This is a genomic window from Thalassolituus sp. UBA675 (assembly GCF_002297765.1).
Lineage (GTDB): Bacteria > Pseudomonadota > Gammaproteobacteria > Pseudomonadales > Oceanobacteraceae > Thalassolituus.
Genome location: NZ_DBNJ01000031.1, coordinates 1 through 14,549, shown reverse-complemented (window position 1 = coordinate 14,549; position 14,549 = coordinate 1). Strand labels below are relative to the sequence as shown.

Below are 14,549 nucleotides of genomic sequence, written 5' to 3'. Positions count from 1 at the left end.
CTGTGACCGATTACATTTCTTCCGGTGCGCTGACGCCCAAAAGATACAGGCCGTTATGCAGAACCTGACGCACAGACTCAGCCAGAGCCAGACGCGCGTTACGCAGGTCGGCATCATCTACCAGAGTTTTCTCTGAGTTGTACCAGGTGTGGAAATCACCAGCCAGTTCTCTCAGGAAGTTAGCAATCTGGTGAGGTTCGCTCGCATCGGCAGCGCGACGTACGACTTCAGGGAAGCGACCGACCTTAACCATCATTTCTTTTTCTGTCTCAAGCGTCAGTGCGCCCAACGCCGCTAGGCCCGTTTCAGCATCCCAGCTCTGACCTGCTTCAGCCAGTTTGCGGAAAATCGAGCATACCCGCGCATGCGCGTACTGAACGTAGTACACAGGGTTATCTGACGACTGGGAGCGAGCCAGGTCGATATCAAACGTCAGCTGACCATCGGCCTTACGAGCTGCAAGGAAGTAACGGGTGGCATCGCGACCGACTTCGTCGATCAGGTCACGCAGAGTGACGTAGCTGCCCGCGCGCTTGGAGATCTTAACTTCTTCACCGCCACGCATCACTGTCACCATCTGGTGCAGTACATAACCCGGCCAGCCTTCTGGAATACCAGCGTTCAGCGCCTGTAGACCTGCACGCACACGGGTAATGGTTGAGTGGTGATCGGCACCCTGCTCGTTAATGACGCGAGTAAAACCACGCTGCCATTTGTTCAGGTGGTAGGCCACATCCGGTACGAAGTAGGTGTAACCACCGTCTGTTTTACGCATTACACGGTCTTTGTCGTCACCAAAGTCGGTGGTGCGCAGCCAGAGAGCCCCGCCATCTTCGTAGGTGTAACCATTTTTAATCAGGGTCTGAACGGCTTCTTCAACTTTGCCCTCGGTGTAGAGCGAGGATTCAAGGAAGTAGACATCAAAGTCGACACCGAAAGCTTTCAGATCAAGATCCTGCTCGTTCCGCAGGTAGGCAACGGCAAAGTGGCGGATACCCTCAAGGTCTTCAGCGTCTTTAGTGCCAGTGAAGCTCTGATCTTCAGACGATACGGTATCACCACGCATAAAGCTTTCGGCGAGATCGATAATGTACTCTCCGCGATAGCCGTCTTCCGGCCAACTTGGGTCATCCGGTGTCAGACCTTTGCAGCGCGCCTGTACTGAAAGGGCCAGGTTGTTAATCTGCTGACCTGCATCGTTGTAATAAAACTCGCGCGTCACATCCCAGCCGGTTGCTTCAAGCAGGCGGCACAGGCAGTCGCCCACTGCGGCTCCACGACCATGACCGATATGCAGTGGCCCGGTCGGGTTGGCCGACACAAATTCGACCTGCACCTTTTTGCCCTGGCCAACATCAGAGCGACCATAGTTGTTCTTCTGATCCAGAACGGCCTTAACCAGTGACGACGTTGATTCATCACTCAGATAGAAATTGATAAAACCTGGGCCAGCGATTTCAGTTTTCTCGACGAGGCTGCTTTCTGGCAGCGCATCGACCACCAGCTGAGCAAGCTCACGTGGATTCTTACCAGCAGGCTTTGCCAGCATCATCGCCAGGTTGGTTGCCAGATCACCGTGTGCTTTATCGCGGGTGTTATCGACCTGAATTCGCGGTTCAAGGTCTGCTGGAAGTACATTCTGCTCTTTCAGAACGCTGACAGCGGCACTAAGTAACTCGGCAATCTGAGGTTTCATATAGAGATCCGGCCCGGAGAAGTGTGTTATTCAGAAGGGGGCGGATTATCGCAAAATTAGCGCAAAGGTTGAAGCACGCAACTGCGTCGATAATGGCGCCGTTGCCAGAAGTAAAGGCACGGGGTGTTTCGCGACCAGGCATGACTCAGGTCATGACCTCTTTCCAGAATACTCCTGCTGTAAGTGGTATGCTGTAAATTCAATGAAAATGCCACTTTGTCCGGAAGTCAGGGGTCATCGGATTGAATTTTGGTAATACGCTCACGCGCCTCGGCCTGCTCAGGTTTTCGGTCGCTCTGATCTGGCTCGTACTGCTGTTCTGGCTCGCATTCGTGGGTTTTAATCTGCCCCCCATCATCTGGTGGGTGCTCGCAGGTTATATCCCACTGATCGCCCTACCTTTCTGGCAGGCTTCAAAGCGAATGGGGCAAGACGCCCTGCTATTGAATATCGTCGCCGAAACCCAGCTGATGACGGCACTGCTGTTTTTTAGTGGAGGGGCGACAAACCCTGTGATCTCGTACTTTCTGGTGTTGATGGTTGTCTCGGCCTACAGCCTTAACCGCTATCGCGCACTCATAGTGGCCGGCACACTGATTCTGGATTACAGCGTACTGACGCAGTGGTATACACCGCTGGCGATGGGCATGGATGGTAAAGGCTCCTTGTTTGACTGGCACCTTGGGGGCATGTGGCTGACCTTTGTTCTCAGTACACTCATTATCGCCGCGTTTCTGCCCGCACTGGTGCGAGATCGACAGCGGCATGTTATTGAGATTCAGGCTCTACGGGAGCGACAACTAAAGAACGAGCAACTCATTGGTATCGCTACGCTCGCAGCAGGCACCGCTCATGAAATGGGCACGCCTCTTATGACTCTGGATATGCTGCTCGATGAGGCCACCGAGCACGAAGTTAGCGATGAGGATATTTCGGTAATGCGCCAGCAGGTGGAGCGCTGCCGACATTCACTCCAGCAACTGGCAATGGCGGGCCGACAAAGCAACGCTCATTCAGAACACGATGCCGAGGAATGGCTATTACGCCAACTCCACCGCTGGCGGTTGAGTAAACCCCATGCCTTATGGGATGAGCTGGATTGCAAGGCAACCGCTCTCATTCCGGCGTCTCCGCTTCTTGATCAGGCATTATTAAACCTGCTCGATAACGCCGCCGAAGCTGGGCAGAGACCCGTGCAGTTGCGTTCGCGTGTGACCTCTGATTTCTGGGAACTCGATATTATTCAGCCAGACCCAGAAGCGGCCAGTCATATCAGCGAAGAGGCTGTATTTGCCAGTCAGAAAGAACACGGGATGGGAATCGGCCTTTACCTGAGTAATGCCAGCATTGAGCAGTTTGGTGGCAGTATTCATCTTAAAGCTCTGAACTCGGGCGGCAGCCTGAGTCACTTGAAACTCCCCATCGTGACGCGGAGGGTCAGCGTATGACATTACGTTATCTGATCGTTGATGATGACGAACATTTCGGGCGGGTACTGTGCCGCAGCCTTGAACGAAGTGGCGCTGAAGCGACCTTCATCCGTAGCCCGGACGAGCTTAAGGACGTATCTCATGCTCCACAGCGAATCATTCTTGATTTACGGCTTGAGCACAGCTCTGGTCTTGATCTTATTTCTCCAATGAAACAGCGCTGGCCTGATGCGTCAATTATCGTTCTGACAGGCTACGCAAGTATTCCTACCGCAGTCGAAGCCGTAAAACGTGGCGCCGATAACTACCTGCATAAACCTGCAACATTACAGGACCTTATTTCTACTTTCGAAGGCAGGCCTGTAGGTGATCAGCAAGCAGAGGTGATGAGTGTCGACAGGATGGAGTGGGAGCACATTCAACGAGTTCTGAATGAAAACGACGGTAATATTTCAGCGACCGCCAGAGCCTTGAATATGCATCGCCGGACCCTGCAACGAAAACTCCAGAAATATGCTCCGCGCTGATACTCATTGAGTTTTTAAAGTACTGTTCAGTAATTGAAATACGAGTCTTCGTCGAAGGTACTTAACCAACGAGGATGGAAGCTGACCATCCCGGCGATAAACATCCCGTTCGTTATCCCCTCAGGGAACATCATCAAGGGGAGCATCCTGAGATAATCCCGCCAGATCTGCTCCAGAGTGTAAATACCTTCAAACCAGTACCAACCGGACACGGAGCAGGCGTAGACAACCTGTGTAAATCCAGCATTGAGAAAGCCTGCCACGAGAATATAAATAAACGGGTTGTGTGGCATCCGCCGATAAACATTGAGAAAAAACTGATAGGCGGCGAATACCGGAATTGCCGCACCCAGCAGGAAAGATAACGCCCAGGCCTCCGGCTCGATAACACCAAGAAACACCATCACAACCAGTACAACAGCCATATTTAATAACGCCAGGCGCCACCCCATCAGTAGCGTCAGCGCCGTGGCTGCAATAATATGAAAATCCAGCCCCGGACGAACTCCCGCCCGCATAAACCAGAATCCGGACACGACCAACAGGCTCCCGAGAAAGAAATGCTGTACGCCGGAATGATGCGAAAATGCAGCCCAGTTGATGGTTTTGATCGTATAAAAAAGGAGGGGGGCCGATATCAGCCAGGAAAGAATTAACGCAGTATGGCTACTGAGTTCAGAGACCATTAATCACAGAGCTCCAATGAATAAATCAAAGCATCTTCCCTGCCGTCGGGGTGAGGATAATATCCAGGCCTCCTGCCGACCTCATTGAAACCAAGCGACTCATATAGGCCGATGGCACTCTCATTTGACTCACGGACTTCGAGAAAGAAAGAAATAATACCTTTCTCCTGCAGCCACTGACTTACACGTGCAAGCAGTGCTTTACCGTACCCTCGCCCCTGCATTTCAGGCCTGACGCTGATCATCAACAACTCTGCCTCATCAGCCACAGCAGAGATTACCGCATGTGCGGAATGCTCACCGTCGACCTCCAATACCCAAACGGAATCTGGCTTGCGCAGGTAGCGCGTCATGATTTTTTCTGACCATGGATACTGATGAGCGGCTTGCTCAATTTCCATCACCGTCTCAAGGTCTTCTATCCCGCCTACCCGGATATCAGTCATAGACCCCTACCGTTCTGCCAGAGCATACAATGACAGCCACAGAGCACGCTTGGCCGATGCTGAAGACATCAGTGCTTCCAGATCAGGAATATGAAAGTGCTCTTTAACGTCTATTCTGTTCATCCAGCTCTGAGCGTTTTCACCGACGGTAATGACGTACCCGGCGCCCTGACTGCTGAAATACTGCCATTGAGCCTTCAAAGCCTGAACCGCAACAGCTTCGCTCTGATCCTGATGACGAGACTCTATAAAGGGCCAGCGGAAAGATACTGGCTGAGGTACTACAGACGGCTTCATTCCAAACGCGGCCAGCACCCTTCCGGCGAAAGGAGTTACCTGCTCAAGTGGAATATTCGCATCAACAACCCAGATTCCTGACCCGCTCAGTTGCATAAACTCCAGAGCAAACCTCGGCGGTTCGCCAGAAGGTACAGAGGGAAGAGCCGCCGCAACACCTGTCTGCTCAGTTGGCTCTGAACTAACAGGCGTCAGAGGCTTAGTGTCTGCAGGCTTTGCTGGCTCTGAAACTGCGTCGTTGGCGATTTCTGCTGCCACCTGAGGATGCGCTGGCATAGGTTGGCCGGCCCGCAACAGATCCGCTGCAGCAACCGGGCGCGCATGATCGTGCGTCGACTCGATGTGAATATGCTCATGACGCTCCGACGGCGAGTCCTCAGCCATCCAGCGAGACGCTGGGGCATGAGGCAGCTCTCGTCTGGGCAGCCACACTGTGATGCCCATCGACTTGAGATAATCGACCCGACGCTGCTCTAACATACGCCGTTAAACGCCGTCGTTCTGAGGGTGCGTACGATCGTTAGTGCTGACCAGAAGATTCAGTGCATGGATGTACGCCTTTGCTGATGCGACAACAATGTCGGTATCCGCACCGCTGCCGTTGACAATACGGCCCGCCTTTTCAAGACGCACAGTCACCTCACCCTGAGAGTCAGTGCCTTCCGTAATCGCATTCACCGAGTACAGCAAGAGGTTAGCGCCGGACTTAGCGACATCTTCAATAGCACGCAGAGCTGCATCCACAGGGCCGCTACCTTCCGCTTTGCTGCGATGCTCGGCGCCATCTTTGCTGATGACGATTTCACTCACAGGCGTTTCACCGGTAGCCGAGTGACTCTCAAGCGATACCAAGCTATAGACATCAGGCAGAGAGGCCGAGCGGCTTTCTGTGACCAGTGCCTGCAGGTCTTCATCGAAGATCTCATGCTTCTTATCAGCAAGATCCTTGAAGCGAGCAAAAGCGTCATTCAAAGCTGCGTCCGTCTCAAACGTAACTCCCAGCTCCTGCAAACGACTGCGGAAGGCGGCACGTCCCGAGTGCTTGCCCATCACCATGCGGTTCGCACCCCAGCCTACGTCTTCTGCCTTCATGATCTCATAGGTCTCGCGGTGCTTAAGAACACCATCCTGGTGGATACCGGATTCGTGAGCAAAGGCATTGGCACCCACAATTGCTTTATTCGGCTGAACAGGGAAACCCGTGATGCTCGAAACGAGCCGCGACGTCGGCACGATATGAGTTGTATCAATACCGGTCTCGATGTTGAACAGATCCTGGCGGGTGCGGGTTGCCATGACCACTTCTTCAAGAGAGGCATTACCGGCGCGTTCCCCCAGACCATTAATCGTACACTCAACCTGACGAGCACCATTAGTCACTGCGGCGAGAGAGTTGGCTACCGCCAGACCCAGGTCGTTGTGGCAGTGAACAGAGAAAATCGCCTTATCCGCGTTAGGGATACGCTCAATCAGTGTTCGAATAGTATTTCCGAACTCTTCTGGAATCGCATAGCCAACGGTATCAGGGATGTTAATCGTGCTGGCACCCGCATCAATAGCTGCTTCGATAATACGGCATAGAAAATCGATTTCTGAGCGGCCCGCGTCTTCACAAGAAAATTCGACGTCTTCAACCAGTCCACGCGCTTTCTTCACCGCTCGCACTGCTTGATCAATAACGGCATTTGGCTCCATACGCAGCTTGTACTGCATATGGATAGGTGAAGTCGCAATGAAGGTATGAATACGAGCACGCTCTGCATTTTTCAACGCTGCAGCCGCTTGTTCAATATCACGATCAACCGCTCGTGCAAGACTGCATACAGTGCTCTCGCGCACAGAAGAGGCAACGGCCTCAATAGCCGCAAAGTCTCCGGGGCTGGCAGCTGCGAAACCTGCCTCCATAACATCGACGCGCATTTTTTCGAGCGCTTTACCGATGCGGACTTTTTCTTCTTTGGTCATTGATGCGCCCGGGCTTTGCTCGCCGTCACGCATTGTAGTGTCGAAAATAACCAGGCGATTCTGCTGGCTCATAAGAGACTCCGATGCCGATGATTCAGGCGTACAGTATACGCCTGATCATCGGACATCGCAGCAAAGGAAGGTTAGCGGATTGGAGTGGCCGTCAGGTTAGCCTGAATATCCGCATTCTGAACAACAATCTGACTGATCAGTGTCTGAGGCGTACTGTCTGGAGTCGCAGCAATCTTCAGACCATCGATGTTCAGCTGTTTAAAGTGAACCCGACCGAATACTGCGAAGCCAAGAGGGCCACGTTCCGGGATCTCGGACTCCTGAATATACTGACCATTTGTATCGATCAAATCAGGACGACCATCACCATCAAAGTCATTGTCCGTATTACCGTCACCGTCCTCATCAATAAAACTTGCACGCACTGCTGTTCTTGCAACATCAAGCTTAAGATCAATATTCAGACCGTAGTCGTTCCCGCCCTGAGGACCATCCTGGGTGCTGAAGTTATCAAGAGTCAGGGTCGTACCATTTGTCTGTGTCCAAGAGAAGCGATTACCTTTGCCAAGGTAGCGATAATAATTAGGATCGTTCACGTCAGTAGGAGCCTCTGCAAACTTCGCCTTAACTTTGATAGTCAGCCCTTGCTCTCCGCGATCTTCGAAACGACCAGCGCCCGCACAATCAGTGCCTCCAGCGTTGAGTGAGCCGCCAATACAAACCTGACCTGCACCACCCGACGCTACTGAAATCGTAGTGCCATCCTCTAGACGCTCGAGCGTGAAGGCACCTAAATTATCACCATCATCTCGTGAGCCGAAGATAATACCGCCCTCGATTTCACCCGTAGCGCTATTGTACTGGCCTACCTGAATGGTCGACCACGTCAGCCCTTTGTTAAAGGTCAAACCATCTTCGGTTACGTCGATAGAAGCACCACGCATGTGGAGGTCATAGGTTACACCTGTTAACCAAACCCCACGACCGAATTCATCCACTGTAATCTCAGCATCGCCATCAGTGATTCGCAGGTCACCGTTAAGTGTCAGACCTTGTGTGCCACCGATACCGTCACTATTAATCTGGCCGCCTGGTGCAATCGTCAGGTTACCATTGAGGGTAAAACTGTATGATGGAAATACTTCCATCGCCAGAAGCAGCTCAGTACCACCCATGTAAGGGGAGTCCATTGCCTCTTCTTCACTAGTACCAACAGTTACGCCCGAGAAGCTGTACTCTCCGCGTAAATCTTTGAAGTCGATACGCAGGCCATCGTAAGTACCAACCTTGTTTTCACGATCGTAACCTACATTTTCGTCGAACTGACCAGTCGCAGAGTTGTAAGGGTTGGCATAGTAATCCGAAGGCAACGACGCCATATCTGGGCCAGAAGTAAGATCAAGTGAAACTTCGCCTTCACCCCAGCCGTTGAAACCGTTGAAGTAAACCCAGTTGCCATCATCATTCATGGCGAAATAGGTATTACTTTCAGCTGCAGTTTTACCAGCGAAGTTGCCTGGCGTCGTGAAGTCACCACCATTTGGGTCAGCCAGTGGATCTGCAGATACGATATTCCAACCCACTTGTGCCGTCACACCCTGCTGAGTTGAACCATCAGCACTTGCAATATCGCCGCCTGGGAATAAATGCAGATAGTTTTTACGCTCAATCCCATCAACTAAGCCATCCTGGAAAAGCACCTGTCCGCGGAAGCTACCCAAAGCTGCTCCGTTTTCATCACCAAGTACCAGGTCATCTAAGCTGAATGAGAAGGTCAGATCTTCGTAGCGCAGTGCCAGATAGGGATTATTAGCATCGTCTTCTTCAAAGTCGAGAGTCAAACCAGACTCTGTACTGAAGTCGCCACGAAAGTTACGAGCGAGAATCACGTAACCGTCATCAGTGTACTTAAACGCAGGACGATCAGCGTCGTCATTGATAAGCGTAAGCGCAGGAATGAAGGTAATCCCCTCACCGATGTCTGCACCTCCTCCTTCAATGGTGAAAGTACCGTACGCCTCAAGGTCGACACTCAGTGAACCGAACGTGTCACCAAGCAAATAACCTGCTGAATCAGGATCACCGTAATCACCAACGGCGATATTAGGATCATTAGACAGACCAATCGCAGCTGCCTCATAGGTCAGGCGTAGGCCTCGGTTCTCAAAAGTACCAAAATCAAATTCAACACTGCCCTCATTAACGATGAGGCGACCATAATTAATAATGGCCGACATCGCCAGGTCATCAATAATCCACTCCATACCGTCATCACCAAAGTGAAGACCGTCAAAGAAGACGCCTACTTGAGAACCATCAAACGCAAGATTTCCGTTACCGTCATCGCCCATATTCAGACGAAATACACCAGTATCGTCAGAAAAATCGTCTGCGGTCCCGCCATTACTGTAGGCCTGAGTAGCACCGCGAAGGCTGAAGAAATCATTAGTAATACCAGTGGTGCCGGTCATGCCAACGCCGCCAACGGTAAACTCGCGAGCACCAAGCTGATTGAACAGATTAAGGGTACCGTCAGAGTCAATATCTATCGTCGTTACCGAGGCAGAGCCAATACTGGAGTTGATATTGATGTCACGCATATTGGCCGCAACACCGTCCTGGCTGTAGCTGATTTCACCAATATCCAGCTGCCCTGGGTCAAGCTCAATCGTCACGCCAGACTGACCAGATACATTCGCCATGGTCTCATCATCAAGCGCTTCTAATGCCGATACTGATACAGCCTGAACCGCGAGTGTGAGCGCACTTAACGTCAAAGTAGTATTCTTCATAATCAATCCACCGGAAACAGGAGTAAGTTACCACCGACAGTGATATTGCCGTCTAGCTGAACGCCAAATATTTCGGTTTGACGAAATGCGGTTCCATCCTGAAGAGGTACACCAAATTCACCATTGTTAGCCACAGCGAACTTAAACTTAAAATCGTTGAACGTAATGGTCCCTGGCAGCCCGATTTTTAGAACCTCATCGTCAACCGCTTTTTCTTCGAAGCCACCATCAACCCAAACGTCATAGTTTGTTGCAGTCGTCAAAGTTTCCGTCTGAAGCGTTAGTCCTTCAAAGGACATGCCACCAGAAACGTCATCCAGAACGTACCAACCTTCACTGTTCTCATTCAATTTGATAGCGAGACGCAAACCACAGATCCCGTTTTCGCATTCTTCAGAGCCAACGATGTTACCGGCGCCGTCGAATATAGGACGGGTACCTGGAGTGAAGCCTGAGACCTCATTAGGATCGTCCCAAAGGGGTCCACCATCTTTGTTGATCGCGAACTCACCAGAGAGATAAACACCACCCTTACCGGAGATTTCGGACAAATCGAAATCATCAATTGCTTCCATCTCGGCCATTGACGAAGTTGCGACCATCAATGTGGATAGAGAAAGTACTAATTTATTAATTGTCATTCTGACCTCCACCTATTACAGGTCGCGACTGGTAACTTTAAGGTACTGAGCACGCAAACCATCTACAGTGATACTACCGAGGCTAGCGTCCGGACTGTTGCCTATCCGCACGTCACTGATTGATATAAAGCTCTTCGGTGAGTTTTCATAGTAATCATCATAGAAAGCTTGCATGTCTTCCTGGCTACTGGTGTCGACATCATCACCAGGACGGAGCTTGGTCAGCTCAAATTCGAAGTTACCATCCGACGTAGCAGACAGACGCATTGGCTGAATCTCGCCGTAACCCAGGTTAAGACTGACAAACATGTTGTCCAAGTTTAGAGTAGAAGCCTCCTTGGCTACAGGATCATTGTCACAAACCGAAGGATCACAAACACTGATATCCAACTCTTTGATAAATAGATTCAAGCGAATCTCAGCATTCAGCTCATCGTCACCCTGCTCGTCAGGAGCAGACCAAAGACGGAACGCAGTTCCATCGATAAACAGCCCTTTCATGTTGATATCGATGTAGTCGGTACGTGGGCTGGTTGAGCCATCAGGATTTACTGAGTTCACTGCGAATTCGAAGGATGCACCCACATCCAGGCCATCCCTGCGCTCCACACCACTTGCCAAAGCTATTGAAACACTTTCGATACCATCTTTTGTTTCTCCCTTGCGCGTGATCAGGCCACCGTCGCACGAGCCAAAATCGCTCGAATCCAAACCACACAGCACCTTGAATTCTTCTACATTATTGACCGCTTCAATATAAGAGCCTGCAGGCCCAAAACTATCGGAATCATTGTTGGCAGCGGCCAGATCTTTACGTGCTTCAATAAGATCGTTATATGCATCCTGGCGTACCGACTGCTGTTCCTCGTAGGAGTCGTAAGAATCGTTGTATGCGGTCCGAGCATCCCGGCAAGCACCTCCCCCGATTACGGGACATGCGGAACCATTCAATCCGGTACAATTATCGCCAAACTCACAATCAGCTTGAGGTCGAATAGCCATAAAAGCTTCATAAGCATCGAATGCCGTAGTCAGACGCTGACCGAGCTCAACAACCTCGGCGTCGTATTCCGTTTGCTCCTGTGCAACAGTGGCCTCCCTTGGAACAATTTCACTCAAGTAGTAACTATTCATCTGATTTTCTAGTGCGCCTAATGCCAGAGAATAGGTATCTACAATTTGCGCTCTGGACGAATTCAGGGCATCAATTTCATTTGTAATCGCTTGCACTGCGACTCCGTTAGAGCCAACCGTTGCCAAGTCGTCACACCCAGGCTGCCCCCAAACACACCCCTGATAGTACGAGAATGTGGCAAAAGTTGCGCTATTCTGGACATCTGATTGGTACTCATCAGCTGCAAGTTCAAGTAGAGCCAGTTCATTGTTAATCTGACCGTACTTTTCGTTATACAGAGGATCATTAGGATCGAGGCCACCACTGCCTCGTAATGAGCGAATGACGTACGGATGGAGGTAACTGCCAATCTGCCCTGGAGTACGAATGGAGCCCTCTTCACTGCCTTCCCCCATAACATAAAGGCTAGTCCACTTAATATCGATCTCTTCGCCCGCAGAGCTTTGTATGCCTGTTACTGAAAGCTCAGCTCCTTCCGTGTCCAAAACGAAATCTTCAAGGGCAAACCCAAGCCCCTCACCAGTTGCCGCACTCATCTGGTTATCATCAAGAGCCTGCAAGTCAGCAAATGCCGCAGCAGAGACAACCATCGAGGTGATTAACATAGATCGCAAGATTTTCATAATTAGCACCCCTTCAGGCTACCAACACAGGTAGCCTGACGTGGCGTACCGTTCGTTGCACTGAACAAATCAAGGTTGAGTGGATACTTCACACCAGAGCCAGAATCGAATTTAGCGATATTCAAAAACGCTCCTCTCTGAGTTAATACGCGATCACTGCCTTCGATACCCGAAAAATCTTCCCACGGAACAGAAGTAGTCTGAAGAGATACAAACGCACCTGTAGCTCCGCCGCCATTCTCAAAGTCAACACTTTCATCGCCGACATAGACACTCTGAAAGTTAGTTAGAGGGAAACAAGCGGGAGTACCCGTAACAGTACAGTCTTCTGACCCAGTAAGCGCGGGAATAATAAATTCAAGCGCAGAACCTGGAGCTGTGAAGCTCCTACCCCCCGGAACACCCGCCCAGGAAGCTCGTTTAAGGTAAGGGACGTCCAGATATGGGCTATCGGGGTTTTGAAGCTCACCATCTTCATTTAACTCGCGACCAGCGCCATAACTATAACCAGCGGTACCTACAGCACCATCAACCAAGTCGATTGTACTTACCAACTGCGTACCCAAAGCATCTGCCAAACCTAGTTCAATACACTGCAACCAACTCGCAGTACCCTGACCATTACAGTTCTGGTCATATACCACCGAGGCAGGCCCTTCAATACGGCCATTCAAATTACCTGTTAAAGAGATAAGATCTCCTGACAACCAACCCTGAGCTTCCGAGAAGCCGATACGTACTCCCGCAACCTTCCGAACACCGTTCTCTACTTTATACGCAAGTTCAATGTAGGGATCACGGATCTTAAACTCTTCGATACTGGCATTTACTGCATCTTTATAGTTGGTTACCCGGCCAAGGCCGAAGTTCTCAATGATCAGATCAGCATCATGAGCCACCAGGTTCCCATTTTGAGTCACAGGATTCCCCTGAGCATCCGTCATTGGCACGGTACCGTCTTCACCTACAGTCCGTTCAAACTCACCGACCTTAAGCGTATCAATGGTCATCAGGGTTTCAATATCTAAGCCTAGATTCACCTTGGTGAACTCATACTGCCCTGCCCATTCACCAGTGCCATCACTGTATGATGATGCATCGATAGTGATAAATGCCTGTCCAGACACATCAGCCATTTCCCGGTCGCTGATAGCCTCTAAAGAGCAGACTGGCAAAGACAGTGCTGTCATTGCGATTGTTAACGGATGGCGGAGAACGTTTTTCACTTCACGACCTCATTTGTCGGTCAAGAGACACCGTTTCGACTGTAGAACCAGTCTATATCAGGACAGATAGATACTCGGTGACAGCTTGTTTTTATTATTGGAATACTTGTTACCTATAGGATATTCGTTAGGGATTTTGCTTCAAGAGGTAATAGCGGTACGAGCGTACTCTTTACAGTGAGAAGACGTTTACGAGCCGTCGATTTCGAGCATCAGCGGCATAAACTCATAGATAGACGCCATTTGTCTCATTATGAACCACAATAGCTAAGGCAAGCGGTCCAGCCTCTGAAACTCAGTATATAGCCAAGTTAGGCGTTTGGAACGCTTATCCACGGACAGGTTCATAGAGGCGCAACGCGAAGCTTGCGGGATTGTTTTTCTCGGGCAATGCCCCCCCCTGACCGCGTAAGTAATCAGGGGTTTTGAATAGATCGAAGTCGCATCCGACGGGGACGCCTAGTTCTTGACGATCACCTCAATGAGTCCAAAGCTGCCCACATGACGCTCGTGACCGCCATAGATGGCGCGGTCCGACGTACCGGAAATGCCGGTTATGCAGGATGCAATCACCGGCCTGCCCGATAGGTAGTAAAAGTGATTATCGTATTCTACCCAATACCCAAGTAGCAGGTAGATACCACGACGCCATTGATACTTTTTTGAAGTTCCAGAAAAGAAAAAACCCCAGCAGGTTACCCTGCTGGGGTTTTGGGATAGACCGGGGTCGCGATCGACCTTGACGTGTTCGTTAAGCTNNGCTTCAAGGGGTAATAGCGGTACGGGCGTACTCTTTACAGTGATAAGACATTCAAATGCTGATTAAAGTGGTTGATTCATGGCTTGATTATGCAATTGGCGCTTTATAAGCAACAATGTCACCTAAGATGTAGGAAGAATATATTTGATGAGGACTTTCTCAGGGCGGAGCTGAAGTAGAGGTCTGAAGTTTACAGTATTTTGCTTAAGAGCTTGCAAAACAAAAAAGACCATAATAAACCTAAGATACGTCACCTCGGCCCTAATCGGCTCCCACTGCAAGAAGGGGGTTGCCAAATCCCAGACGATCCCCC

Annotated in this window: 11 protein-coding genes; 2 read left to right on the top strand and 9 right to left on the bottom strand. The window is 50.6% G+C overall.

All coding sequences use genetic code 11. From position 1 onward, the window contains the following. Nucleotides 1–10 precede the first annotated feature (10 nt). A complete protein-coding gene (gene argS / locus B3007_RS13395) occupies nucleotides 11–1,696 on the bottom strand; it encodes an arginine--tRNA ligase (protein WP_297530782.1) in 1,686 nt (561 codons plus the stop codon). 242 nt (nucleotides 1,697–1,938) lie between these two features. Here argS and B3007_RS13390 point away from each other — a divergent pair, with 242 nt between their 5' ends. Both B3007_RS13390 and B3007_RS13385 read left to right on the top strand, forming a co-directional pair. After that, nucleotides 1,939–3,144: an ATP-binding protein gene (locus tag B3007_RS13390; RefSeq protein ID WP_301378275.1), complete on the top strand. Its 1,206-nt coding sequence runs from the start codon at nucleotides 1,939–1,941 to the stop codon at nucleotides 3,142–3,144. Next, a complete protein-coding gene (locus tag B3007_RS13385) occupies nucleotides 3,141–3,653 on the top strand; it encodes a response regulator transcription factor (RefSeq protein WP_297530786.1) in 513 nt (170 codons plus the stop codon). The genes B3007_RS13390 and B3007_RS13385 overlap by 4 nt, the downstream gene beginning before the upstream one ends. A gap of 26 nt (nucleotides 3,654–3,679) precedes the next feature. On the opposite strand, the gene B3007_RS13380 is transcribed toward B3007_RS13385, so the two are convergent. The 8 genes from B3007_RS13380 to B3007_RS13345 all read right to left on the bottom strand — a co-directional run bounded on the left by B3007_RS13380 (nucleotide 3,680) and on the right by B3007_RS13345 (nucleotide 13,476). Beyond that, nucleotides 3,680–4,339: an energy-coupling factor ABC transporter permease gene (locus B3007_RS13380; RefSeq protein ID WP_301378272.1), complete on the bottom strand. Its 660-nt coding sequence runs from the start codon at nucleotides 4,337–4,339 to the stop codon at nucleotides 3,680–3,682. After that, a complete protein-coding gene (gene rimI / locus B3007_RS13375; protein ID WP_068435719.1) occupies nucleotides 4,339–4,785 on the bottom strand; it encodes a ribosomal protein S18-alanine N-acetyltransferase in 447 nt (148 codons plus the stop codon). The genes B3007_RS13380 and rimI overlap by 1 nt, the downstream gene beginning before the upstream one ends. A gap of 6 nt (nucleotides 4,786–4,791) precedes the next feature. Next, nucleotides 4,792–5,562: a hypothetical protein gene (locus tag B3007_RS13370; RefSeq protein ID WP_068443714.1), complete on the bottom strand. Its 771-nt coding sequence runs from the start codon at nucleotides 5,560–5,562 to the stop codon at nucleotides 4,792–4,794. A gap of 6 nt (nucleotides 5,563–5,568) precedes the next feature. Continuing rightward, nucleotides 5,569–7,119, bottom strand: a complete 1,551-nt coding sequence (locus tag B3007_RS13365) for a 2-isopropylmalate synthase (protein ID WP_301378269.1) — start codon at nucleotides 7,117–7,119, stop codon at nucleotides 5,569–5,571. 71 nt (nucleotides 7,120–7,190) lie between these two features. Beyond that, nucleotides 7,191–9,851, bottom strand: a complete 2,661-nt coding sequence (locus B3007_RS13360; protein ID WP_301378267.1) for a DUF6160 family protein — start codon at nucleotides 9,849–9,851, stop codon at nucleotides 7,191–7,193. A 2-nt stretch (nucleotides 9,852–9,853) separates the two neighbouring features. Further along, a complete protein-coding gene (locus B3007_RS13355) occupies nucleotides 9,854–10,492 on the bottom strand; it encodes a DUF6160 family protein (RefSeq protein WP_068439146.1) in 639 nt (212 codons plus the stop codon). 15 nt (nucleotides 10,493–10,507) lie between these two features. After that, nucleotides 10,508–12,250 carry a hypothetical protein gene (locus B3007_RS13350; protein ID WP_301378265.1) on the bottom strand — a complete coding sequence of 581 codons (1,743 nt, stop codon included), beginning with the start codon at nucleotides 12,248–12,250 and terminating at the stop codon, nucleotides 10,508–10,510. Nucleotides 12,251–12,252: 2 nt separating this feature from the next. Beyond that, on the bottom strand, nucleotides 12,253–13,476 hold the full coding sequence (locus B3007_RS13345) for a hypothetical protein (protein WP_245820098.1): 1,224 nt from the start codon (nucleotides 13,474–13,476) through the stop codon (nucleotides 12,253–12,255). Between the last annotated feature and the right edge of the window lie 1,073 nt (nucleotides 13,477–14,549).

Coding starts and splice junctions, on each gene's coding strand:
- argS (WP_297530782.1), bottom strand. CDS start 1,696: ATGAAACCTCAGATTGCCGAGTTACTTAGTGCCGCTGTCAGCGTTCTG.
- B3007_RS13385 (WP_297530786.1), top strand. CDS start 3,141: ATGACATTACGTTATCTGATCGTTGATGATGACGAACATTTCGGGCGG.
- B3007_RS13380 (WP_301378272.1), bottom strand. CDS start 4,339: ATGGTCTCTGAACTCAGTAGCCATACTGCGTTAATTCTTTCCTGGCTG.
- rimI (WP_068435719.1), bottom strand. CDS start 4,785: ATGACTGATATCCGGGTAGGCGGGATAGAAGACCTTGAGACGGTGATG.
- B3007_RS13370 (WP_068443714.1), bottom strand. CDS start 5,562: ATGTTAGAGCAGCGTCGGGTCGATTATCTCAAGTCGATGGGCATCACA.
- B3007_RS13365 (WP_301378269.1), bottom strand. CDS start 7,119: ATGAGCCAGCAGAATCGCCTGGTTATTTTCGACACTACAATGCGTGAC.
- B3007_RS13360 (WP_301378267.1), bottom strand. CDS start 9,851: ATGAAGAATACTACTTTGACGTTAAGTGCGCTCACACTCGCGGTTCAG.
- B3007_RS13355 (WP_068439146.1), bottom strand. CDS start 10,492: ATGACAATTAATAAATTAGTACTTTCTCTATCCACATTGATGGTCGCA.
- B3007_RS13350 (WP_301378265.1), bottom strand. CDS start 12,250: ATGAAAATCTTGCGATCTATGTTAATCACCTCGATGGTTGTCTCTGCT.